The sequence below is a fragment of the Paenibacillus sp. FSL E2-0190 genome (assembly GCF_037992965.1).
Classification (GTDB): Bacteria; Bacillota; Bacilli; order Paenibacillales; family Paenibacillaceae; genus Paenibacillus_AQ; species Paenibacillus_AQ odorifer.
Window position 1 is genome coordinate 3,295,440 of record NZ_CP150306.1, and the last position, 23,162, is coordinate 3,318,601.

Genomic DNA, 23,162 nt, shown 5'->3' on the forward strand with positions numbered 1-23,162 from the left:
CAGAAGGATAATGACTACATGAACAAGAAATTAATATAAGGGGAATTTAAACTATTAAATTTTTGAAATTCTTTTGCAGATGTGTTGATTTCATCATCTTATGTTCGTCATAGCAGATGCGTCGGATCTCAAAGGACCTCCTGATTTTGTTAAACAACTTACTGCGCTTATTCAGGCAAACCATTTAATTACTTAAAGGGAGAGATGAAAAATGAATCAGGAAGTAATCGATTTTATTGAAGCGCTAAAAGAATCATGGCAGGTGGAGTTGTCCACCTCACTACGTGAGGTTGTTCATCAGGCTATACCGGATGTGCAGGAACGTATTCAGTATAAGAAACCTCATTTTTTGAAAAATGGAAAATACGCTGCGGCCATCTCGACATCAAAAGACGCAGTCAGCTTTGTAATCTTTAATACAACCGAGCTAACGCTTCCAGAGGGAGTATTTGAGGGACCACCTGAAAGGAAAACCCTGAAGCTTCGAAAAGGAGACACATTTGATTCTGCACAATTGGTCTCTTTAGTTGCTCAAGCTTCAGCTTCTCTTTGATCCATACTTATATTAAAAGGACGATATCTCAAAGTCATTTGACTTCATGGGAGATCGTCCTTTTTGACGATTATACAGTTTTAGTTACTCGTTGTAGTGCTGAGATAGTGAATCTGCTCTTCCAGGATGGTACTTGCTTTGCCTAAAAATGTTGTTATAAGCTCAAGCTCCTGCTCAGTAAAGGAAGACGCCAGTTTAACCATCTTAGTGTGTAAAGGAAGGTAGGCATTTCCAACGTCGTTATTCTCATATAAAGGAACAATGATCACCTTACGACGGTCATTGAGGTCATGTTCTCTGCGAACAAAGCCGTTTTTTTCAAGTCGATCAACTAATGTGGTAATGCTGCCTGTAGTAAGTCCAGTTAATTTGGATAGCTCGCCGGCGGTGATAGGACCTTTTTCATGAAGGATATCTATAGATAGAAAATCGTTATTGTATAACCCTAGAGAAGTTGCTACTTTTTGCTGATACAAAACCGTTCGGCTACCTAGGCCCCGCATGCGTAAAGTTAAGTCTTCCTGCTGAATTGTAACTTGATTGTGTCGATCTCTTGACAAAAGAGGACCCTCCTTTTAAAATGTTTGTATCTTGATAGTCAAGATAATCAATGAACAAGATGCTTGATGAACATCTAATTAATTGTCTTGATTTTATCGAATTATTCACTAATTTGCAAAGGGTATAACATCACATGGTTTGGAATGAAGCCTGTGCACAATCCTTTAACAATTAGAGTAGAACTAAACATTTGGGAAAAGTGGAGGAGAAAAAGGAGCATGGAAAAGAAAAATAAAGTTGGGGTTATTATAGTAGCTCTATTGTTGGCTACACTTATGGCATCAATGGATAATACTATACTTGCAACCGCAATGGGAACCATTGTAGGTGACCTTGGCGGCTTTGACAAATTGATGTGGGTTACGTCCGCTTATATGATAGCTGAGATGGCGGGTATGCCGATTTTCGGTAAATTATCGGATATGTATGGACGTAAGCGATTTTTTATTTTCGGTATTATTGTTTTTATGATTGGTTCAGCTTTATGTGGTACGGCAAATTCTATTGTCCAGCTTAGTATTTATCGGGCAATTCAGGGTATTGGTGGAGGGGCACTCGTTCCTATTGCATTCACGATTATGTTCGATGTAGTGGCCCCAGAAAAACGGGGGAAAATCGGTGGGTTATTCGGTGCTGCCTATGGTATTTCCAGTATTTTTGGTCCTCTTATTGGCGCTTATATAGCGGATTATATTCATTGGTCTTGGGTCTTTTATATCAATTTACCCATTGGTGTTATTGCATTCTTTATGATCGCTTTCTTCTACAAAGAATCTGTTGAGCATTCCAAAGAGAAAATTGATTATCTTGGGGCTTTTACACTTGTAGCTTCAATCCTTTGTCTCATGTTTGCGATTGAGCTCGGGGGTAAGAAATATGCTTGGGACTCGACAATGATTCTGGGATTGTTTATGGCTTTTGTTGTGTTTTTAATTGGTTTTATTGTTATCGAACGTCGTGCAGAAGAGCCAATCATTACCTTTGGCATGTTCAAGAATCGTCTCTATTCTACGAGTAATGTTATGGCGATATTTAGCGGAGCGGCATTTATTACAGCCTCGGTGTACATTCCAATTTATATTCAAGGGGTTCTTGGCGGGTCTGCCACAAATTCGGGGCTTGTTCTACTTCCGATGATGATTGGTTCTGTTATCACTGCTGCTGGCGGAGGATTCTTGCTCTCTAAATTTAATTATCGCACGATCATGATTTCTACGTTAGTACTCCTTGTAGCAGGTATGGCTCTACTTACCACACTAACACCAGACTCCTCCCGGTTTATAGTCACTATTTTTATGTTTCTGGTGGGTCTTGGCATAGGTTCATCATTTTCTGTTCTAAGCAATGCAGCGATTCATGGATTTACAGCAAGACAACGGGGTTCTGCAAGTTCGACACTTAGCTTCACACGGGAGCTGGGAATGACACTTGGCATTACGGTATTTGGTATTATTCAAAGTCACATTTTTTCGAATAAACTAGCTTCCATGTTCAGTAAGGGAGGCGCGGCACCAGAAGGTGTTAATCTAAGTGATCCAAGTACAATTTTGACTCCCGACACACGGGCCAAAATCCCCTCTGAGGTTCTTGATAAAATCACCGAAGGATTATCTTCTTCTCTTGTTCATACCTTTGCTTGGGCGATTATTCCATCAGTTATAGCTCTAATGGCAGCATTTGTGATGAGCAGGGAGAAGTTTGATCCTGCTTCTGAGCTGGAAGAATTTACGGCATCGCATTAAGGAAATAAAAGATAAAATAAAAGCCCAAGTCCTTTGTTAATAAAGGCTTGGGCTTTTTTGATAAGAAGCTCGGCGATCCTATTTCTCTGAAATGCTATATCGAGAATGTAAATGCCAGATAAGCTCTCTACGGCTACTGACACCTGCTTTAGCGAAAATGGATTTTAAATGATCCTGAACCGTGTAAGCAGAAATATGTAACTCAGCAGCCAATTCTTTAGTAGATAATCCGCGAATTACTCCTTCAAGTAAATGCTGTTCCCGTTTCGTCAGATCATACGCTTCTGCAATGATAGGAAGCATATCTGCTGGACGTGCAGGCTCGAATGAAATAGCAATTTGCGTCTGACCGTCGTATGCATGAAGCCGGCTAGCCCGGATCACTAGATAAGGTCCGTCTGACATCCGGATACAGGACTTTGCCATCCCCGAAGATTCAGAGGGACTATTGATTGCTTGTGTGCTCACCGCCCGAATTGGTCGTGGCAGGATATGGTGATCAATTTTTTCTAATGAACGAAGTTTCTCTAACCAACGGTCCGCTGTAGGATTAGAGGAGAGGAGCATTAGTTGATCAGAAAGGACGGCAATTCCGGAACCGTAATCTTCTTCCAGCCAAGTCTGATTTCTCTCAGGCAACTCAAGACTGAAAGCCCGCATTCTAGCGGCAATCTCAGGAAGCATTAAGCTTATCCACTCACAATCTTCCAGTGAAAATACAGGCTGACCGGACTTTCTGTAAAGTGTCAGATACCCCCAACACGCATCTCCATGAACAAGTACAGCGCGTAATTCATCCTCAAATCCTGCCGGAGACAGTACTTTTTGATAGCGAGCACTCAAATCTGGCTGCCCTTCGGTTGCTTCATATAAAGTAGCTACGTGCACTTTACTATGAACCATTTGCTCATAGGGATTAATATCGTCTTCACCGTATTCGATCTGGAACAAGTGATGATGAATGGATTCCACGTTATCTTCTGTAACCGCACCTGTCGAGAGTAGTGTCTGTGGATCAACATGGGTACAACAGGCAGCATCAAAGGGTACAGCCTCGCGTAAAATCGACAGTAATGAAGTACGGTAGCTATGTGAAGATTCAGAAACAGCACCTAACCTTATGATTTGTTGTTTAATATGATTAAGTTGTCTTATGGTTTTCATAGGTCAGCCCTCTAGTCATGGAGTATAAAAACAAGTATCCCACATTTATGGGATAGTGAATGTAAACCATATCCGTATAATTGAGAATGGTTCTTAATTATTTCTATTATATAGGATGCGGTGATAAAATGCAGAGAAAAGAAGATATTGTAGTCGTCGGTGGATATGGCCATGTAGGGCGTACCATTTGTGAAATCTTAGAGAAAAAATATCCTGGAAAAGTATATGCTGCAGGGCGAAGCCTTGTAAAAGCAAAGCAATTCAGTCAAGCAACTAATGGGAAAATTAAGCCGATGCAGTTGGATATTAATAAACCTTTACCTACTGATAAGTTAGAACGAGTGAAATTAATCATTATGTGCTTAGATCAAACGGATACGGATTTTATAAGAGCGGTGTTTCGAAGCGGTATTCATTATGTGGATGTATCTGCGAACGGTTTGTTTTTGAATGAAATTGAGAAATACAAGAGAGAAGCTGAAGACAATGGGTCAAGTGCTGTCTTAAGTGTAGGACTTGCTCCCGGCATCACTAATCTCCTGGCCCTTGAAGCAGAGCGGCAGATGGATCAGATTGAGGAGATAGAAATTGCGATTATGCTCGGATTAGGTGATTCTCATGGCAAAGCGGCGCTAGAATGGACAGTTGACAGTTTAGCAGCTAAGTTCGAAGTGAAGCAGGATAATCGCCAGGTTGAGGTGGAGAGCTTTACAGACAGAAGGTTGTATCATTTTGGTGATGAGATGGGTAAGCGATATGCTTACCGTTTTCCATTCTCAGATCAACAGACACTTAGCAGAACACTAAAATCATCGTCTATCTCTACACGATTTTGTCTTGATTCAGCTGTAGTTACTAAAATACTGGCAATAACGAAAAGAACTGGAGCCGTTCGCTTACTGCAAATAGGCTGGCTGAAGAATTCAATTGTTCGTGTTATGGGGCGGCTGCATTTGGGGGATGATGGGTTCGCTATTAAGGTTGAGGCACATGGAAGAAATTCAGAAGGTAAATTACTTCATGCGGATTTTTTATTACAAGGAAAGAATCAATCTATCATTACGGCAAAAGTAACAGCGGCAGTAGCAAAACATCTATATGATTCACCACCCCCAGGTGGAGTTTACCATATTGAGCAGATGACTGATATAGCGTATATACAGAAGGAATTAGGATCAGCCATTTCTCTCAAGACTGCGGTAAACTAGTATAATATTAATCATATAGAAAGGGGCGTCTTAGAATGAATAGAAAAGATTGGGAGCTGTTGAACGGTCATAAAGCGGGCGTGTTTTGGTTCACAGGATTTTCAGGTTCAGGAAAAAGTACACTAGCACAACAAGCTGAAAAAGAATTGTTTAAGCAAGGCATCCGATGTGCTGTGATCGACGGCGACCAGCTAAGGAAAGGTTTGAATATTGATTTAGGCTTTTCAGAAGAGGATCGTAAAGAAAATATGCGTCGCGCAGCCGAAGTAGCATCTATGTTTTTGGATCTAGGCTTTATAGTGCTTGTCCCGATGATTTCACCTTCTTCAGCTGCTAGAGAAGCGATTAGATATCGTTTTCAGTCTGGCGAGTTTGCAGAGATTTATGTGCAATGTTCATTAGAAACCTGCGAACAACGTGATCCTAAAGGGCTGTATAAGAAAGCTAGAAAAGGTGAAATTCGTGAGTTTACAGGTATTGATGCTATTTATGAAGCCCCTGAACATGCCGAATTGACAGTTAACACAGAGATTTACGATATGGAGAGCAGTGTGAATCTGCTAGTTGATTTTGTTACACATAATTACGCTAAAAAGATATAGAGGGAAGTTAACAGAAGCCTGGTCAAGTCGGGCTTCTTTTTTTTGCATTCTCAAATGGAATTATATCGCATAAAAGGGATCAAGGTGCTACAATGTGAATGAATAAAATATAATTCATTCACATTGAAGGTGTTATTCAAAATATGCATATATGGAGGGGTTCAAATGAAAAAAGTTACTGCATTTATTGGGAATCAACAAAAGCATGCGACCTTTGAAGCGGTTTGTGAATTTGGCAATAATTTAAAAGCATATGGTGATATTGAATTTGAGTATGTCTTTTTAAAAGATTATCGGCTTGAATATTGCCGGGGCTGCAAGATATGTTTCAATAAAGGTGAGGAATATTGTCCACTAAAGGATGATCGCGATGTATTGATGGAGAAAATGATCCATTCTGACGGAATTATTTTCGCCACACCTAATTATGCATTTCATGTATCGGCACCGATGAAGAACCTCTTGGACCGGCTTGCTTTTGTGTTTCATAGACCTCGATTCTTCGGGAAAACCTTCACGGCTATTGTCAATCAGGGGATCTTTGGAGGCAGCAAAATTGTGAAATACCTTAGTAATATGGGCGAGAATTTCGGATTTCAAGTTACAAAAGGCTGTGTCTTGACTACTTTGGAGCCAAGAACAGAAGTTGCGCAGAAAAAAATGACGAGAGAAATAAAGAAAGCCTCCGAAAGATTCTATAAGGACCTTATGTCGCCCAAGACTCCAGTTCCTTCTTTTCTCAGATTAATGCTGTTTCGAATGTCACGTACAAGTATAAAAACAATGCTTGATGATCATTCCAAGGATTATCGTTATTACAAAGAACAAGGCTGGTTTGAGTCGGGTTATTATTATCCTGTTTCATTGGGGCCTATAAAAAGGACAGCGGGTCTGATCTTTGACTTTATTGGGAAACGTATGGCGAAGAATTCGTAACCATAAAGACACTTCTCCGTATAAGATATGAACATGACCGACAATTAACCAAAAGAGAAGTTGAGGTAATCCACCTATGAATGTGAATGTAACCGATCATGCCGATTCAGCCTATTCGCTAGCCGAGCAGAGGGCGGCTCAGTATTTTGTTTCACTGCACATGCAGTTCAAAGAAAAAACTTATGTATCTACTCTGACTGAAGACATTCAATTATGGAAAAAACAGCATATTCATCGCCGCTCATGGTTGTCATTTTTCTCTAGAGGGAAAAGGAAACCTGATTCGCAGGATTATCATAGGTATATAGGCTGGCTGAATCTTAACGGTAAATTGGATGATTATTTAGATCGCAGCGTGTCCTATTTATATATGAGGGATCTGGGCAAAGCCTTGGATTCTACTGATACACAAAACAGGATTCAGCGAATGGTTGCTGACATTAGATCTCAATTGATCCCAGACGATTCAACAACGATAAGAGATCAATCGGAATTTATGAGCTTGGCAGGAGTATATCGCTGGGCGCAGAAAGAAGGCGTCGAGACCGCCACCATCTGGGTGATCGACAAGCTAAAGAACGTATCAACCCATATTCCGCAGGAAATGAATGCTGAACAAGCGCAGCGTAAGTTAATTAAGATCATTATCGGGGTCATTCTGCATGTAATGGAGGAAATGGGGGAGAGTACCCCACCTTTGGAACGTTCTAAGAAGCTTAGTGAAGCCATTAGACTTGGTTATTCTTATGGGCTGACTTACCCTTTTATTGATGATCTTCTCGATTCCAGTGTCTTAACGGTTCAAGAAAAAGAGCAATTTTCCCTCATGATACGCGACGCTGTCCTTACTAGATCTGTGCCTGAGCTTGGAGAATGGTCCGGAGAGAACATGGAATTCATTCGATACGTACATTCGGAGCTTAGTGAAGCTTTCGAATATATTAAAAGCTATCAACGTCCAGAAATGCAGAACATATTTTTCGAGCAATCCTTTGTGTTTTTTCAATCTCAGGAGCTGGACCGTGTTAAGGAACTTTCCAACGCTAATTACACCAATGAAGAGCTTTATATCCCCATTATCTTAAAATCCTCTTCTTCCCGTTTAATTGTCCGATCCGTTATTAGTGCACCTACAGATGATGGATTTGATCAACGCACTTTTTATTATGGTCTTTACAATCAACTGGCTGATGATTTTGCAGATATGTTTGACGATATGAAAGAGGGAGCGGTAACGCCGTATACCTATTTTCTGAAATACCGTGATCAACGTTCAGATTTGATAAACCCTTTTGAATTATACTGGACCGTCATCTCTCATCTAATCCATTCCGTATATCACTCCGATGCCAAAACCCGTGAAGTGATTCTAGATCGAGCAATTAACGGTTTGAAGCGTTGTAAAGTACGTGTGGGTACTGAAAAGTATAAAGAGATTATGGAGATCTTTGCTTCGGGTCAACCCGAATTTAATCGACTCGTGCAGCAAATGGTGTTGAAAGCTGATGATGTGGATTTTTTTGACAAACTACTAAGAGATCAAATGCTTACGAATTTAAAAAACAACAAGCAGGAAAAGGTGGATTTTCACAATACGATTCAAAAGGTTCGTGGTGAAATCAACAATCAATTGCCGATTAATAAACCTGTTGGGACACCAGCTATGAAAGAAATGTTAATTGATGCAGCCAATTATAGTTTAGAGGGTGATGGCAAGCGAATACGACCTATTCTGACTTGGGTTATGGGGGTGAACGAATACGGATTAGACAGCGCGGCAATTGTGCCGCTTTTGAGGTCTTTGGAATATATGCATACTGCATCCTTAATTTTCGATGATCTGCCCTCTCAGGATAATGCCCCCACTCGAAGAGGCCGTTCAACTCTACATGAGGTGTATAATAGCGCAACGGCGGAATTGACAGGACTCTTTCTAATTCAGAAGTCGATTGAGGAACAGGCATCCCTTTCTACATTCGATGCTAAATCCGTAATTGCTTTAATGCAATATTCAGCTCAAAAGGCGGAAGATACCTGCATGGGGCAAGCGATGGATTTGAATTCTAAAGGGAAAGCATTGACGCTAGAGCAATTAAATATGATTTGTTTCTATAAGACGGGCATTGCGTTCGAAGCTTCACTAGTTATGCCAGCGATTCTCGCACAGGTTAAGGAGACAGAAATTGAAGCTTTGAAGAAATTCGCTTATCATGCGGGGATTGCTTTTCAGATTAAAGATGATTTACTCGACTTGGAAGGGGATTTACAATTACTGGGTAAGCCCACAGGGCAGGATGTTGAGAATAACAATGCAACGTTTGTATCCATTCTGGGTTCAGAAGGCGCTAGAAAAGAGATGTGGGAGCACTATTGTCTTGCCATGGAGGCGCTAAAAGAGATCCCCCGCAATATCAATTTTTTAAAACATCTATTGAATTATATGGTTAATCGTGATCGATAAATATGAAAATGGAGTGTTGGCATCTTTGCCAGCACTTTTTTATGAAAAAAATCAATCGTTTTTACGTTCAACTCCGTCTTACTTATAAGAACATCAGAACGATGACTTTATCCTAATACCGACACTGACAAAAAAAGAGGGGGTGTGGTGAGTGGTGGATAGGACGATGGACGAGGTCAGAATGGTTGATTTTGCCCGAATGGATGAGGAAGTTTTCTTTAAACGCCTGTATGTGGAGCATCGGAAAATGTACACCGTCGCTTATAGTTATCTACGGACAGAAGCGGACGCGTTAGAAGTTGTACAAGAGGCTTCATGTCGAGCCTGGATGAAACGTAAGAAGCTTAAAGATGAACAGTCATTTACACCTTGGTTGATTCGAATTACGATCAATTGCTGTATGGATGAACTACGACGAAAAAAACGAGTGATTCCTACGGAGAAGCTGGCAGAGGTTGCAACTCAGGAAATGAAAAGTAACGACCGGATTGATCTGGAACGTGCTCTGAACCGATTAAAGCCCAAATATCGGCATGTGGTACTTCTTAAATATTACAATGACATGACTACAATCGAAATCGCAAAAGTGCTAAAAAAACCTGAAGGTACAATCAAAACCTGGTTACGCGAGGGACTTAAACAGCTTCGTAATGTGCTGAAGTGATATGGGAGGTGAACGGAGTGACAGATAAAGAAGATCGTATTTTGCAGAAAAATGTTGATGAAATGAATCAGAATACTGAAACTTTACAGGAAATGAAAATTTATAACGCGATGCGAAAGGGAATTATGGAAGGAAAAAAACGTGAGAAACGCCGCGTTTATACCGCAGGTTTGGGAGTGATCGCAGCCGCAGCCCTTTTATTTACATACTCTTCAATCGGGTTACCGGCCAAGGAAGTGGCTGAACCTTCAGTTCAAACCGCCAGCCCTAAAAATACAGATGATTTTGCAGCTTATCGTTCATTTTCAAGGTTAGAACCAGCGCTTGCTAGTGCTCTGGAAGAGAATCTCGTGATGCCGGTGGGTCAGAGCGCGGAAAACAAGGGGTACCGAGTGGATGTAACTGGTGCAGTAACAGATGGAAGGAAGGTGTATATTCTATACAGTGTTCAGAACAATACAGACAAAGAAGTTATACATGCGAATTTTGCGCTTCAATATGAAGGCATACAGGAGTCGAATCTACATAAAGGTGCTGCACTAAGTATGCTTGCCAGCGATAACCGAATTCAACCAGGCCAGTCTAAGGATTTTATATACACTACTAGTCTTTCACCAACGGTTAAATATCCAAAGGAAGTAAACTATAATGTCATTCTCACTGAAACTTCAGATAAGGCGCTACAATCCAGTAGTAATAAGTACCGGACTAATCTGGATGTTGCTTTCGAACTTAATCCTGATATGCTCAAAGCACAGGAAAGAATTCTAAAAACGGATAAAACGCTGACAGTTGACGGGCAAAAGATTAAAGTGAATCTAGTGCAATATACACCGCTTAGTACCTATGTAGATTTGGAGTATGATCCGAACAATGATAAACAAATTTTCCAATTGATTAATCCAGTTCTGATTAATACAAATGGTGGAGCTACCGAAAAATTATTTTACCCCGACATCGTCAACTCAGACAATTCTGAAGTCTATTCGGACAACTCCAAGTTTACGCTGGTGTTCAGGAACAGCCAGAGCAGTCTAAACCGTCAGCCAGACACCGTTTCATTAAAAACCTTTGGTATCTCGGCAGTGGAAAAGAATAAAATGAAAATTGTTGTCGATCTCAATAAGCAGCAAATCATTGAAGCACCGGGAAGTGGCCTTGAGCTTGTTGCTCCAACGCAAGAGAATTATGCTGATGAAGGAGAGATCTTGTTGCGGCATACAATTACTGATGCCGAATATTTAAAATACTACACTAGACTTGCTGAGACTTTTACTGATGCGGAAGGAAATGTGCATAAAAGAGCAATCAAAACAACTTCGGCAGGAAACTTCGGTGGTTACATGACTTCAAAGGATGGTACAGCCGTGGATGAAATGCGTTATACTTTTGGAAAGGGAGCGAAAGATTATCCTCAACCCCTAACGATTATGCTAGAGAAATATATCAATCCGATTATGGATACGCAAGCCGTAGAGTTATTTACTAAGTAATAGATTAAGCTTAACGATTAATAATCTTGTATTAGTTGTAATCCTATAGGAGGTAGTTATGCGTAATTATAACACTGTAATCTTTGATGTGGATGGAACCTTAATTGATACAGAAATCGCTGTTTTGAGTTCTCTGCAAAAGATGTTAAAGGTGGATCATAACAGAGAGTATGAATTGTCAGAGCTCTATTTTGTGTTAGGTATTCCCGGTTCAGCTTCATTACCACAACTTGGGATCGAAGATATTCATGAGGGCAATGAGAGATGGAATGTTTTCATGAAAGATTTCTATGATACTATTAACATCTTTGACGGAATTGTAGATGTAATGAGTTCATTACAGTCAAAAGAGATCGTTCAAGGAATTGTGACTTCCAAGACAAGAGATGAGCTAAATGACGATTTCGTTCCATTTGGCTTAACTAAATATTTATCATATACCGTTATCGCAGAAGATACAGCAAAGCATAAGCCACATCCAGACCCCTTGCTAGAATTTATTAGAGTATCAAAAGCAAACCCTGAATCATCTATTTACATAGGAGACACGATCTATGATTATGAATGTGCAAGAGATGCTGGTGTCGATTTTGGATTAGCTTTATGGGGATGCAAGCAGCATGAGCATATTCCCGCGAAATATAAATTTGAAACTCCGCAGGATATTTTAAAGCTGCAATTGTAAAGTGAATAGGGTGAATATATAGCAGAGCGGCATTTTGCCCTCTGTTTTTTTAATGGAAAAACCTTCATTGTATGTTCTTAACATTGACTCTTCTCTATCTTATCGTTAATATTACCTCTGTGCTTCATTGCCCAAAAGCCTAAAAGCTTAAAAGCTTAAAAGTAAGGAAGCACCGCAATCTCCGAATTTTATCCCAATCACAATGTTAAGGAGCACTATCGTTATGGACCGTCAGCTTAGTTTTTCAAAAAGTATGATTATCATCGCTTTTATTTTCGCACTTCTTTTTGTATCTATTTTCCTATTGAAAGCAGAACCTCATATCCCTCTTCTCGCAACCACAGTTGGCACAGCAGTCTTATTGGGTTTATTTGGCGTGTCATGGAAAGATATTGAGGCAGCTATCATTAAAGGCATCCAAACAGCTATAATGCCCATTCTTATCCTCATGCTAATCGGAATATTGATCGCTGTATGGATGATGAGTGGTACGGTGCCTACACTTTTATTTTATGGTATGGATTATATTAATCCGAACTACTTTGCAGTAAGCGCGTTATATGTCACAATTGTCGTCTCTATGTTTACTGGAAGCTCATTCACCACCGTTAGCACGATCGGCGTAGCTTTGATGGGTATTGCTTTGACGACAGGGATTTCTCCCACACTTGCTGCTGGAGCGATCATTTGCGGAGCTTGTTTTGGTGATAAAATGTCACCCTTATCCGATACGACGAATTTTGCACCTGCAGTGGTAGGTATATCCTTGTTCACACATATTCGTAATATGATGTACACAACGATTCCGGCGCTTATAATAACTACTGTCTTTTTCTTGTTCGCACCAAAAGCCGATGCGATTGATTTATCGTCGATTCAGGGGATTAAGTTTGCTCTACAAGATGGATTTCATATCCACTGGTTAACGTTGATCTCACCACTTGCCGTTATTATTTGCTCAATCAAACGAATCCCAATCCTTCCTACACTGATGGTTGGCATTGTCACTGGTCTTCTGGTGACCGCTATTATTCAGCAGCAGGCAGAAATCGGTGTCTGGTTCAGTGTGATGCAGAATGGATACGAAAGTACTATTGCCAATGAAACCGTTGCTTCTATCGTTAACCGAGGTGGAATGCAATCAATGATGAGTTCCGTTTCACTTATCTTGATTGCTTTATCATTAGGCGGGCTAATACAACATTGTGGTGTCATAGAGGCTTTTTTTCGCAAAATCATTCAACCCCTCAAACGTAAAAGCAGTATCGTGCTTATGAGCGGCGCATCATCCATTGCGGTTAATGGGATGACTGGTGAACAGTATCTTTCTATTTTGTTGCCTGGTCAAATGTTCAAAGATGAATATAATCGCCGAGGCATTCCAGCAAAGACACTATCCCGTACGTTAGAGGATTGTGGAACCCTTGTTAATCCTTTAATTCCTTGGGGAGTTAGCGGTGCTTTTTTCGCTGCTACACTAGGTGTGCCGGTAATTGAATATATACCTTATGCCACCCTTCTGTGGTTAAGCCCATTCATCACGTTTGCGTATGCTTTGATCCCGAAGCTGCAAAAGAACTCGTTAGGCTAACCTTCTCTGAAAGAATGTATTTATTGAACGGATATAAAGAATAATAAGAGTGATTTCTGATTTATATCTGGGGAATTCAGCGGGGGTATTGCTAGTGAGTCGCAATAAGTTGCAGGATAGAATCAGGTTAGCAAATGTCGAGACTAAACATGCAGAGCAATTTAATAATTTATTGCGTTATGTATTTCAAGTGACGAATCGTGATTTACAAATCTTTGGTTGGGAAAATCGTGAAATCACCCAAGCGAAGCTGCCAGTTCTAAAGTATGCTGATGTGGTCGGTTGGTTTGATGGTGATAAATTGATTTCACAGTTAGCAGTATACCCATTTCAAGTAAATATTTTTGGGCGAATTTATGAGATGGGTGGCCTGACGGGTGTTGGAACCTATCCCGAATATGCTAATTTAGGTTTAATGAATAAGCTGATGTTGCATGCATTAACTAAAATGCGGGGCCGCAAGCAATCAATTTCTTATCTATTTCCGTATTCTATTCCGTATTATAGGCGGAAAGGCTGGGAGATCATTACCGATAAAATCTCATTTGAAGTTCCGGATACCCAGCTGCCGAAAACTAAAAAAGTTCCTGGGAACGTGGAGCGGGTAACTATTGAACATCCAGATATCAAGGAGATATATGATCAGTTCTCCATGCAGCATCATGGAGCTATGCTTCGAAATAAGTTGGCTTGGGAAGAATATTTACGCTGGGATCTGGATGAAATGACAGTGGGCATCTACTATAACAATGATGATTTGCCCACGGGGTATTTGTTGTATTGGGTTGCTGAGGAGATCTTTTACATCAAAGAAATGGTATATATTAACGAAGAAGCTCGCGTGGGATTATGGAACTTTATAAGTGCACATTTTTCGATGATTACTCTTGTCAAAGGGGATATTTATAAAGGGGAGCCGCTTTCCTTCGTTTTAGATGATGGTGACATCAAGGAAACCATTGCTCCTTATTTTATGGCCAGGATAGTGGATGTGCAATTATTTATCGAACAGTATCCGTTTAAAAAACAGGATAAAGATGGTTACCTTATCTTCACCTTGAGTGATCCGATGCTGGAATGGAACCGGGGTACATTTACGCTTAATGTGGATAAAGATGGAACAGGTGTTTTGCACGCAGGAGGGACTAACCCTTCTTTGTTGATTGACATTCCTACTTTAACCACGATGTTAATGGGCTATAAGCGACCTACCTATTTGGCTAGGATCGGTCGGATCCAGGCAGATGAAGCTACAGTTCAATTCCTGGAAGGGTTAATCAGGCCAGAACATCCTTATTTCTCTGATTATTTTTAAAAAGCATACTCTAATGAGTGTGCTTTTTTCTTCTTTTATAGTAGAATTGATTCTCGGCAACACTAAATGATATGGGGTGTAAGAATGGCGATTAATTTCACCAAACCAATGATCCAAAGGTTAGAACAAGAAATCATAGAGGTAGAGAGCAAGCTCAAAAACGTGAAGAACAAAAAAGAAAAATCCAAATTCAAAATTAATCAATTAGAACAGGATATGAAATTTAGCAAGTCTCACACAGATTTGAGCAGTAAAATGACGCGAATCAAAAAGCTTAACGATGAAATTAAGAACATGAATCGCCTGCAAGCTGATCTTTCCAAAGAATTAACAGCAAAGAAAAACTCGTTAAAAAAACTCCAGGTAAATGGAACTGCACCTACTACAATTGATTCCACAAAAGGATAGTCGATCATGGCTGCACAGATGAAAAACCGCGTAATTGGCGGTTTTTATTTTTTTACCAGCTCATCTGTTTCTCCCCTTAACAAGGAAATCTCATGCTTATAGGGTGCGTTTACATATTTCTTTTCACCGATGGAGGGAGTCTCTAGGAGTTTGGGAATGGTTGATAGTTGAGGATGGTGGACCACATATCGAAGCGCCTGAAGGCCGATATATCCGTGTCCTATATTTTCGTGCCTGTCTTTATGTGAGCCCATAATATTCTTTGAATCATTGACGTGAATTACCTTTAGTCGCTCTATTCCGATCAATCGATCAAATTTATCCAATATGCCATCAAAATCTTCTTTTACGTTATAACCGGCATCATGGATATGGCAAGTATCCAAACAAATTGATAGACGCTCATTATGGGTGACTCCATCAATAATAGCTGCAAGTTCTTCAAAAGAGACTCCACATTCACTACCTTTTCCAGCCATAGTTTCTAATGAAACCTGAACATTTCGTTTATCTGTTAGCACTTCGTTTAAGCCTTCCACGATCCGAGAGATTCCAGCTTGAGAGCCAGCACCAACATGGGAGCCAGGATGTAGGACGATTTGGGTTGAACCCAAAGCTTCTGTTCTTATGATTTCTGATTGAAGAAACTCTATACTATGCTCAAAGACCTGTGCCGAAAGTGTATTTCCTAAGTTAACAATAAATGGAGCGTGTACAATAATATTAGAAATACCGTTATCTCTCATATGAGCATGTCCTGCTTCAATATTCAAAGCTTCAATGGGTTTGCGGCGTGTATTTTGTGGGGCTCCGGTATAAAAAAGGAAGGTGGTCGCTCCATAAGAGGCTGCCTCTTCACTAGCTCGAAGGAGCATTTTTGTTCCGGTCATAGACACATGAGAGCCTAGGAGTAAAGACATCGGGGTTGACACTTCCTTTCCTCTGAAAAGAGAGCCATATTTAGTCACTATATATCCTATATGTCTATTATTATTTGTGAATTACCCGGATTATATGTATTGGTATTACAAGAAAGTAGGATGTTTTTTAGGGAAGATCAAGGTTGTCTCATCTGATTTATTATTTATGAGAGACAACCTTAGCGACCCGGAATTTAGCGCTAATTAGCGGCGGAAATAGTCTCACCTTGAATTGGTTTTAAATTTTTCTCCCATTTAACTCTGATTGCCCGGGAAGTGAATAGATCAGCTCCATCTGAGATTTGGAAGTGTAGATGGGCCTCGCTCGTATTACCAGAATTACCTGTTAAGCCAATAACTTCACCTTTTTCGACTTTATCCCCCGGTTTTACAGTAACTGACCCTTGTTTGAGATGCGCCAAATGACTATATTCCCCGCCATGATCAATGACAACGATATTTCCGGTAGCTTGATTCGGATTCATGACCCCAACTGGCTCATTGTCTTTAATGTCATTCACAACCGATACAACGGTGCCGTCCGCTGGAGCGAGGATGTTTTTGCCAAAGGCATAATAGCTTTCATTTTTTAGTGGATCTCCTGTATAGGAATAGTTATCTTTGGTTTGGATAAAATCGTAAGCGTAACGCTGGATTTCTAACTCATAATGATAATTCACAAGCACATTCTCACCACCCCAAAATACATACCAATCTCCCTCAAACGGCAGTGCGTATTCATGTTTGCTTAGTACATTGTCGGTTTCAGGAGAAGGGGTAAGCTCTTGAACTTGAATTAATGTAATCGTCCCATCCGGATCAAACATCCCGACAAGCCCCTTATTGCCAGCATCACTAACCCATGTGCGTCGATCAAATCCATTAAGCTGCATGGTCGATGCCTTTTCCAATGTATGGATACCCTTTGTGAATTCTTTTCCTGTCTCTGTTAATTCTGCTTCACTTATTTCATCTTTTAAAGGCTGATTAAAGCGGGCATACAACTCCTTGTACTTCCCGTCCAGTAGAATCTTTGATAGTTCATCTGGAGCAAATCCGCTCAGAATGGCAGCTGTGGCCGGGCTTGTTGTCTGCTCCGCCTTTTCAGTAGTCGGCACATCTGCATTCTCTCCTCCACAGGCAGCCATTAATAAAGACAATGACCCTACAGCCAATGCAGTTCTTGTATTCAAAATAACTTTATGAATGATTTTTTTAGGTTTTTTGTTCATATATATCGCCTCCCAGTATTACGATTGTAGCAGTCTATCCTTAGCTCTTCTGAAATTCTATATTAACACTTACATAATTTACTAGCTATTTAATGAATACGAATTAAGCTTCCGTTAAGATTAGTAAGATTGCTAGCCAAAAAAATCATGCTATGATGTTAAAAACGTCTATTGTGAAAGGGAAAATTTATATGAATGAGGCTTCAATTTTATTGGTTGATGATGAGGTATCACTTTTAGACATTATGGAGACAGTGCTGCGTAAGGAGGGCTACGTCAATATAGATACAGTGCAAACAGGTGAGGAAGCAGTAAGTGCCTGTGAATCCAAAAAATATGATTTAATTGTGCTGGATGTAATGCTGCCCGGACGAAGTGGTATCGAAATCTGCCCTTTTATCCGTCAGACGACGGATGCCCCTATTCTTTTTCTGACTGCTCGAACGTCTGATTTCGATAAATTAACGGGATTTGCTATAGGCGGAGATGATTATATTACCAAGCCCTTTAACCCGCTTGAAGTGGTGGCTCGTATAAGAGCACAACTGCGGAGATATTTTGCTTCTGCTAACCAACAGGCTACTGGCAAGAGTGTAGAAATAGTCCCCAATAAATCTGCAAATGTATATGATTACGGAAGGTTTAAGCTAGATGAGACAGCGGGAGAACTCCTGGTAGAGGGTCAGTCTGTTGCTTGTCCGGCACTTGTATTTCAACTGCTGGTCTTCTTATGCAAACATCCTAATCAGATTTTCAGCAAAAGTGAGTTATATGAGAAAGTATGGGGCGATGAAGCACTGAGCGATGATAATACGGTCATGGTTCATATTCATCGAATTAGAGAACGTATCGAAGCAGACCCGTCCGATCCAAAATTTATTGTTAACGTTAGGGGTCTTGGTTATAAGCTGGTGAAGGTAGACCGCCAGGAGTTGTCCATGCCATGAATATCAAACGTCGGTTAACGTTAAGGTTCGTTCTACAGCTAGCAATTACGGGAATGGTTGTTCTCGCTATTGCAGCAGTAACGTTTACTTGGATGCTGTTGCGTTTTCTCGATATCAGTATTACGCGTGATTTTGCTAATGTTGGCTTAGAGCAACTGGTTGAATCCTCCAAAATCGATGAGAAGGGCATTCAATTTTCCCCGAGCTTGCTGGAGCAAGTGAAGAAGAATAAGGGCTGGCTGCAAAATATCGATGAAAATGGAAAAGTTGAAAGTGCCTACAACACTCCAAAAGATGTCCCAATTCAATATGGACCGGGTGAAGTAGTCGCCTATTGGACAGGGACTCAGCCTTTTCCGTATACTCTGGCTGTATGGATTCAAGAGAAAAATGGGAGACAATTCACGCTTCTTTATGGCGCGCCAAATACACTAGATCCTTTGTTAAAAAAAATGAGCGAAGGTACATTTGATGCAGTAGATGGAGATCTGGTTCTGCCTGATTCGATTGAAAGAGAAATTAAATCATCACAGGCTTTTGTTCAACTCATTGATTCATCGGGTACGGAGCTGCTCTCCTATAATAGGCCAAAGATGATTCCCACCAAGTACTCAGTGCCAGAGCTAGCACTACGCACTCTCTACAGTGAACGTTACGGCTATCATGTCCGATCTTCTTTTGATAAACAAACGGGCCAAACATGGATCGTTGGACAACCGAACGTAAAGGGTGCAGATACAGGACAAAAGGTATGGGTACCTGAAGAGGTTAAAATTGTCATTAAAGGCTCATTAGCAATGCTCGCGGCTTTATTGCTTGCATTTATATTGCTATCTTTATGGCAAGCTCATAGGTTTGGAGCGCCAATGCTGCATATGCTTGTATGGCTCGATTCTATTGGAAATGCCATATATACAGAGCCTTTGGACCGTAAAGGAAATCGTCGTAGTCGAACACACGTAGGTAAATGGAGGCGGAGATACCGGGTTTTTTCTGATGTAATGGTCTCCATAGAGAAATTATCTGCTAATTTGCAGAGAGATCAGGCGTTGCGGCAACAAACAGAGAATTTGAGGGAAGAATGGATCGCAGGTGTTACACATGATTTAAAAACTCCTTTATCTTCTATAACTGGTTATGCTCATTTACTGGCGGAGCCTTCGTATGATTGGTCGAAAGAGGAAGTTCGCAAGTTTACAAGGACGATGCTGGATAAATCAGCCCATATGGACATGCTGATCAGTGATCTTGCCATGACCTATCGGCTAAAAACAGGGATCAAGCCACCAGAGCTGATGGAAGTGGAATTGAACTCTTGGTTACATCAAACCCTTGATCAAGCTGCTGCAAATCCCGAATACGGGAAGCAGCGAATTATATTTGTGCCGGCACCAAACGAAGTGAGGGCCCGATTGTATACTCCATGGCTAGAGCGGGTTGTGAACAATTTGACTGCGAATGCTTTACTTCATAACCCCTCGGATACGATTTTAACGGTTTCGCTTACTATGAATGATTTGGACAGTGGATTTACTATTCAATTTTCCGATGATGGCGATGGAATGGATGAAGTCACACTTAACCGATTATTTGAACGTTATTATCGAGGAACGGACACCGTATCTAGCTCCAACGGATCCGGCCTTGGCATGGCGATCTCCAAGGGATTAATCGAATGTATGGAGGGCAGAATTGCTGTTGAGAGTAGCCCTGGACAAGGGACCATTATTAAGTTGAGTTGGAGCTAATCATAGAACCAGCGTTTTTCCTAACGGAAATGACGGTGGTTTTTTTGTTCTGAATATAATTTTTTAATTCTCCTGTTTATTATCCAGCCAGAGTTGGGATCATAAATAAGTTGACATCCAAACTGATTGTAACTACAATAGTTACAGGTAGTGGTTAAAATAAATTTATCATCCTAATTTGAGGAGGAAGTAAAAATGAAAATAGCAATAACAGGAGCAACAGGTCAATTCGGATCATTGGTGATAGAAGCTTTACTTAAAACTGTACCCGCAAGTGATCTTGTAGTTAGTGTGCGGAACCCAGAAAAAGCAAGTGATCTTCAGGCACGTGGAGTGGAAGTCCGTCATGGTGATTTTGATCAACCTGAGACGCTGGAATCAGCATTTGCCAGTGTGGATCGATTATTAATTGTATCTGCAGATGGTGATAATGAAACCCGGATTCGTCAACATAAAGCAGCTGTTGCTGCTGCGGAAAAAGCAGGCGTCGGCTTCATTGCCTACACAAGTGTAGGACAAGCAGACAAGAGTGAACTATTTCTTGCTGAAGTTCACCGCATCACCGAAGAAGCTATTCGCGCAACAGGCATTCCTTACAGCTTCCTCCGTAATAACTGGTATTTGGAGAATGAGATCGGCTCCATTCAAGGTGCTCTAGCAGGTGCCCCATGGGTGACTTCAGCAGGGAATGGTAAAGTTGGCTGGGCTACACGCGGAGATTATGCAGAAGCTGCAGCAAATGTTCTGACAGGTGACGGACATGAGAACACAGTGTATGAATTGTCTGGCAACCCTTTAACACAAGAGGAATTGACTGAGATCATAGGCAGTGTAATCGGTAAAGAAATCAAAGTAATCCAGGTTGACGACGAGGCTTATGCCAAGACCATGTCGGAGGTGGGTGTCCCAGAAGCTGCGCTTCCAATAGTTGTAGCTATACAACGTGGGATTCGTGAAGGTTGGCTTAATATTGAAAGTAGCGATTTAGAGAAACTGCTGAAACGTTCAGCTACTCCTCTTGCGGATGTCATTCGTGTTATGGTCGGTAATTTACAAGCATAATAATATAAAAGATAAAAGGCTTCCTCGAGGTTGAAAAACCAGTGAGGAGGCCTTTTTTTGTGTTGATAGAGGATGAATCAAATACATAACTTTTCACTATTTTGCCTTGTTCATAATTGTGTTAGTTTAGTTTAACTAGTTATACTAAAAGAAATGGAAGATACTTTGAGTGAGTACATAATCTGGCGAATAAGCGAAGGAGATGATTACAAATGAAAAGAAATATCTTGGTGGTATCGGGAGCGGCGGTTGTTGCATTAGGTGCGTATTTGTTATTGGGAGGTATCGATAAGGATACGCCTTCAGCACAAGATACAACCGACATTAAGCAATTAGTGCAAGAATATAGTTCAAGCAGTCTGGAAAACCTGTCCGCGTCTATCACTTCTGAGCAACTTATTGTAACCGATAGTAACAATAAAGAGAAAACTTACGACTTGCCTAAAGATGAGTTTTTTGTTTCTATAGCTCCATATGTGGAGAATACGCATCCTTGCGCAACACATAGCTTGACTGGCTGCCAAGGGGAATTAACGGATGATGAGTTTAAAGTATATATCGAAGACAGCGAAGGCAATGTGATTGTGGATCAAGAAATGAAATCGCTATCTAACGGATTTATTGATCTTTGGTTGCCCCGGGACAAACAATATAACGTAACCATTGAGCAGGACGGAAAAACAGCAAAATCTGAGCTTTCCACTTTTAAGAGTGATAATACATGTGTTACAACTATGCAATTGGCAGAAAGTATCTAAAAAGTTGCAGAGAGAAGACTTGAAAAGCGAATGCTCAGCAGGATGTTTCTTAAGCGATGTCGAAGTCGTTATTGATAATCCAATTAGATCTTCCTTCTGATGTATTCTGTATTGGACTTTCGCCAAATGTCCATCGTATCGGACTCCATTGCAGCTATTTTAGATTTTCGCTGCATTTTTCAAGCTTATCGGACTGCATAGCTCTTATTGGCTTGTAATGGCACAGAATTGGAGTGTATTTAGGGAAATAACTGCATCTGGGTCCGATAACCTGGTGAAATGCTATAAATCTACGAAATAAGTGCACCTCGGTCCGATCTAGCGGAGAGTTAGAAAGTGTTTGGGAAAAGAAATCAAAAGTATCACACGAATGATCAAAAGAAATTGCTTTACAGAAGAGAGGAGAGAGATGAATGGTTAAAGAGCTGATCATTGGGGATGTTTTGCAAGAGCTGGCTGGTACACGTCGGATACTGGAGAAGCTGCCTCAAGAGAATATGACATGGAAACCACACTCTAAGTCAATGAGCCTGGGTGGGCTGGCCACACACCTCGTTAACCTTCTGAGCTGGCAATCTGCAATTCTACTTTACTCGGAGTTTGATTTGGCATCTGTGGCATATCGACGAGAAGCACTGGAGAGTCCCGACGCGGTTCTACAAGAGTTCGACCTGAAAGCTCGTGAGATTGAGGAATTAATTACTGCAAGCAATGTGGAGATGCTCGGCGCGGAGTGGACCTTGCGGAACGGGGAGCAGATCATCCGTCGTCAGACACGGGCAGCTGCGCTTCGTACCATCGGATTGAATCATATGGTTCACCACCGGGCGCAGCTTGGAGTTTATCTGCGGCTGCTTGACGTGCCGGTACCTGGTCTTTACGGACCCTCGGCTGATGATTTAGAATTAGCAAACGGTGAAGGTTGATAAGTGAGGAAGCCCTGCACTGCCAAGTAAGTTCAACATATAGCTCTTACCTGATATATTGGAGTATTAAGTTACCTCCAAACATACGGTAATGGGCTTATTTACTTTTTTCTAGTATTACACTAAATAAAACTCACGGAGGATCGGAAAGTTTGGGTTGACACTTTAGCTAATTTGGAGATATTA

Annotated in this window: 21 protein-coding genes; 17 read left to right on the forward strand and 4 right to left on the reverse strand. The window is 40.9% G+C overall.

All coding sequences use genetic code 11. The annotated features are described in order from the left end of the window. Positions 1 to 211: 211 nt before the first annotated feature. Positions 212 to 553, forward strand: coding sequence for a DUF1801 domain-containing protein (locus tag NST25_RS14445; protein WP_076125767.1), 342 nt, complete (start codon positions 212 to 214; stop codon positions 551 to 553). Positions 554 to 633: 80 nt separating this feature from the next. Here NST25_RS14445 and NST25_RS14450 read toward each other — a convergent pair whose 3' ends face one another. After that, a complete protein-coding gene (locus NST25_RS14450; RefSeq protein WP_256721010.1) occupies positions 634 to 1,056 on the reverse strand; it encodes a MarR family transcriptional regulator in 423 nt (140 codons plus the stop codon). Positions 1,057 to 1,332: 276 nt separating this feature from the next. Between NST25_RS14450 and NST25_RS14455 the strand changes: the two genes are divergently transcribed. Continuing rightward, positions 1,333 to 2,856, forward strand: coding sequence for an MDR family MFS transporter (locus NST25_RS14455; protein WP_076184547.1), 1,524 nt, complete (start codon positions 1,333 to 1,335; stop codon positions 2,854 to 2,856). A 78-nt stretch (positions 2,857 to 2,934) separates the two neighbouring features. Here NST25_RS14455 and NST25_RS14460 read toward each other — a convergent pair whose 3' ends face one another. Then, positions 2,935 to 4,020 (reverse strand): helix-turn-helix transcriptional regulator, encoded by a 1,086-nt coding sequence (locus NST25_RS14460; protein WP_339191007.1) that lies wholly within the window; start codon positions 4,018 to 4,020, stop codon positions 2,935 to 2,937. A 128-nt stretch (positions 4,021 to 4,148) separates the two neighbouring features. On the opposite strand from NST25_RS14460, the gene NST25_RS14465 reads away from it, so the two are divergent. The 10 genes from NST25_RS14465 to NST25_RS14510 all read left to right on the forward strand — a co-directional run bounded on the left by NST25_RS14465 (position 4,149) and on the right by NST25_RS14510 (position 15,383). Next, on the forward strand, positions 4,149 to 5,228 hold the full coding sequence (locus tag NST25_RS14465; RefSeq protein WP_076184549.1) for a saccharopine dehydrogenase NADP-binding domain-containing protein: 1,080 nt from the start codon (positions 4,149 to 4,151) through the stop codon (positions 5,226 to 5,228). A 35-nt stretch (positions 5,229 to 5,263) separates the two neighbouring features. Beyond that, entirely contained in the window at positions 5,264 to 5,830 is a 567-nt protein-coding gene (gene cysC / locus NST25_RS14470; RefSeq protein ID WP_076302047.1) for an adenylyl-sulfate kinase, read from the forward strand. Between the two features lie 165 nt (positions 5,831 to 5,995). After that, the gene (locus tag NST25_RS14475; protein WP_076184551.1) at positions 5,996 to 6,766 is read left to right on the forward strand and encodes a flavodoxin family protein; all 771 of its coding nucleotides are present in this window, start codon (positions 5,996 to 5,998) and stop codon (positions 6,764 to 6,766) included. 76 nt (positions 6,767 to 6,842) lie between these two features. Next, positions 6,843 to 9,227, forward strand: a complete 2,385-nt coding sequence (locus NST25_RS14480; RefSeq protein ID WP_340394283.1) for a polyprenyl synthetase family protein — start codon at positions 6,843 to 6,845, stop codon at positions 9,225 to 9,227. 166 nt (positions 9,228 to 9,393) lie between these two features. Further along, positions 9,394 to 9,891: an RNA polymerase sigma factor gene (locus NST25_RS14485; protein ID WP_076125874.1), complete on the forward strand. Its 498-nt coding sequence runs from the start codon at positions 9,394 to 9,396 to the stop codon at positions 9,889 to 9,891. 17 nt (positions 9,892 to 9,908) lie between these two features. After that, the gene (locus tag NST25_RS14490; RefSeq protein WP_339191012.1) at positions 9,909 to 11,384 is read left to right on the forward strand and encodes a DUF4179 domain-containing protein; all 1,476 of its coding nucleotides are present in this window, start codon (positions 9,909 to 9,911) and stop codon (positions 11,382 to 11,384) included. 58 nt (positions 11,385 to 11,442) lie between these two features. Then, the gene (locus tag NST25_RS14495) at positions 11,443 to 12,069 is read left to right on the forward strand and encodes an HAD family hydrolase (protein WP_076278432.1); all 627 of its coding nucleotides are present in this window, start codon (positions 11,443 to 11,445) and stop codon (positions 12,067 to 12,069) included. A gap of 223 nt (positions 12,070 to 12,292) precedes the next feature. After that, positions 12,293 to 13,660, forward strand: a complete 1,368-nt coding sequence (gene nhaC / locus NST25_RS14500; protein WP_076278433.1) for a Na+/H+ antiporter NhaC — start codon at positions 12,293 to 12,295, stop codon at positions 13,658 to 13,660. A gap of 94 nt (positions 13,661 to 13,754) precedes the next feature. Then, entirely contained in the window at positions 13,755 to 14,975 is a 1,221-nt protein-coding gene (locus tag NST25_RS14505) for a GNAT family N-acetyltransferase (RefSeq protein ID WP_340394284.1), read from the forward strand. Positions 14,976 to 15,059: 84 nt separating this feature from the next. After that, positions 15,060 to 15,383: a hypothetical protein gene (locus NST25_RS14510; RefSeq protein ID WP_036677934.1), complete on the forward strand. Its 324-nt coding sequence runs from the start codon at positions 15,060 to 15,062 to the stop codon at positions 15,381 to 15,383. A 44-nt stretch (positions 15,384 to 15,427) separates the two neighbouring features. Here NST25_RS14510 and NST25_RS14515 read toward each other — a convergent pair whose 3' ends face one another. Both NST25_RS14515 and NST25_RS14520 read right to left on the reverse strand, forming a co-directional pair. After that, positions 15,428 to 16,303 (reverse strand): deoxyribonuclease IV, encoded by an 876-nt coding sequence (locus NST25_RS14515; RefSeq protein WP_076303784.1) that lies wholly within the window; start codon positions 16,301 to 16,303, stop codon positions 15,428 to 15,430. Positions 16,304 to 16,503: 200 nt separating this feature from the next. Continuing rightward, positions 16,504 to 17,535: a M23 family metallopeptidase gene (locus tag NST25_RS14520; RefSeq protein WP_076184558.1), complete on the reverse strand. Its 1,032-nt coding sequence runs from the start codon at positions 17,533 to 17,535 to the stop codon at positions 16,504 to 16,506. A gap of 191 nt (positions 17,536 to 17,726) precedes the next feature. Here NST25_RS14520 and NST25_RS14525 point away from each other — a divergent pair, with 191 nt between their 5' ends. The 5 genes from NST25_RS14525 to NST25_RS14545 all read left to right on the forward strand — a co-directional run bounded on the left by NST25_RS14525 (position 17,727) and on the right by NST25_RS14545 (position 22,976). Further along, positions 17,727 to 18,482 carry a response regulator transcription factor gene (locus tag NST25_RS14525; protein WP_339191016.1) on the forward strand — a complete coding sequence of 252 codons (756 nt, stop codon included), beginning with the start codon at positions 17,727 to 17,729 and terminating at the stop codon, positions 18,480 to 18,482. After that, entirely contained in the window at positions 18,479 to 20,230 is a 1,752-nt protein-coding gene (locus NST25_RS14530) for a HAMP domain-containing sensor histidine kinase (protein WP_339174185.1), read from the forward strand. Before NST25_RS14525 ends, NST25_RS14530 begins: the two co-directional genes overlap by 4 nt. Positions 20,231 to 20,425: 195 nt before the next feature. Further along, the gene (locus NST25_RS14535) at positions 20,426 to 21,292 is read left to right on the forward strand and encodes an SDR family oxidoreductase (RefSeq protein ID WP_339174188.1); all 867 of its coding nucleotides are present in this window, start codon (positions 20,426 to 20,428) and stop codon (positions 21,290 to 21,292) included. Positions 21,293 to 21,504: 212 nt separating this feature from the next. After that, positions 21,505 to 22,050 carry a CueP family metal-binding protein gene (locus NST25_RS14540; RefSeq protein WP_076278438.1) on the forward strand — a complete coding sequence of 182 codons (546 nt, stop codon included), beginning with the start codon at positions 21,505 to 21,507 and terminating at the stop codon, positions 22,048 to 22,050. 413 nt (positions 22,051 to 22,463) lie between these two features. Further along, positions 22,464 to 22,976, forward strand: coding sequence for a DinB family protein (locus NST25_RS14545; RefSeq protein ID WP_076125721.1), 513 nt, complete (start codon positions 22,464 to 22,466; stop codon positions 22,974 to 22,976). Positions 22,977 to 23,162: the final 186 nt, after the last annotated feature.

Coding starts and splice junctions, on each gene's coding strand:
- NST25_RS14445 (WP_076125767.1), top strand. CDS start 212: ATGAATCAGGAAGTAATCGATTTTATTGAAGCGCTAAAAGAATCATGG.
- NST25_RS14450 (WP_256721010.1), bottom strand. CDS start 1,056: ATGCGGGGCCTAGGTAGCCGAACGGTTTTGTATCAGCAAAAAGTAGCA.
- NST25_RS14455 (WP_076184547.1), top strand. CDS start 1,333: ATGGAAAAGAAAAATAAAGTTGGGGTTATTATAGTAGCTCTATTGTTG.
- NST25_RS14460 (WP_339191007.1), bottom strand. CDS start 4,020: ATGAAAACCATAAGACAACTTAATCATATTAAACAACAAATCATAAGG.
- NST25_RS14465 (WP_076184549.1), top strand. CDS start 4,149: ATGCAGAGAAAAGAAGATATTGTAGTCGTCGGTGGATATGGCCATGTA.
- cysC (WP_076302047.1), top strand. CDS start 5,264: ATGAATAGAAAAGATTGGGAGCTGTTGAACGGTCATAAAGCGGGCGTG.
- NST25_RS14475 (WP_076184551.1), top strand. CDS start 5,996: ATGAAAAAAGTTACTGCATTTATTGGGAATCAACAAAAGCATGCGACC.
- NST25_RS14480 (WP_340394283.1), top strand. CDS start 6,843: ATGAATGTGAATGTAACCGATCATGCCGATTCAGCCTATTCGCTAGCC.
- NST25_RS14485 (WP_076125874.1), top strand. CDS start 9,394: ATGGACGAGGTCAGAATGGTTGATTTTGCCCGAATGGATGAGGAAGTT.
- NST25_RS14495 (WP_076278432.1), top strand. CDS start 11,443: ATGCGTAATTATAACACTGTAATCTTTGATGTGGATGGAACCTTAATT.
- nhaC (WP_076278433.1), top strand. CDS start 12,293: ATGGACCGTCAGCTTAGTTTTTCAAAAAGTATGATTATCATCGCTTTT.
- NST25_RS14510 (WP_036677934.1), top strand. CDS start 15,060: ATGGCGATTAATTTCACCAAACCAATGATCCAAAGGTTAGAACAAGAA.
- NST25_RS14515 (WP_076303784.1), bottom strand. CDS start 16,303: ATGTCTTTACTCCTAGGCTCTCATGTGTCTATGACCGGAACAAAAATG.
- NST25_RS14520 (WP_076184558.1), bottom strand. CDS start 17,535: ATGAACAAAAAACCTAAAAAAATCATTCATAAAGTTATTTTGAATACA.
- NST25_RS14525 (WP_339191016.1), top strand. CDS start 17,727: ATGAATGAGGCTTCAATTTTATTGGTTGATGATGAGGTATCACTTTTA.
- NST25_RS14530 (WP_339174185.1), top strand. CDS start 18,479: ATGAATATCAAACGTCGGTTAACGTTAAGGTTCGTTCTACAGCTAGCA.
- NST25_RS14535 (WP_339174188.1), top strand. CDS start 20,426: ATGAAAATAGCAATAACAGGAGCAACAGGTCAATTCGGATCATTGGTG.
- NST25_RS14540 (WP_076278438.1), top strand. CDS start 21,505: ATGAAAAGAAATATCTTGGTGGTATCGGGAGCGGCGGTTGTTGCATTA.
- NST25_RS14545 (WP_076125721.1), top strand. CDS start 22,464: ATGGTTAAAGAGCTGATCATTGGGGATGTTTTGCAAGAGCTGGCTGGT.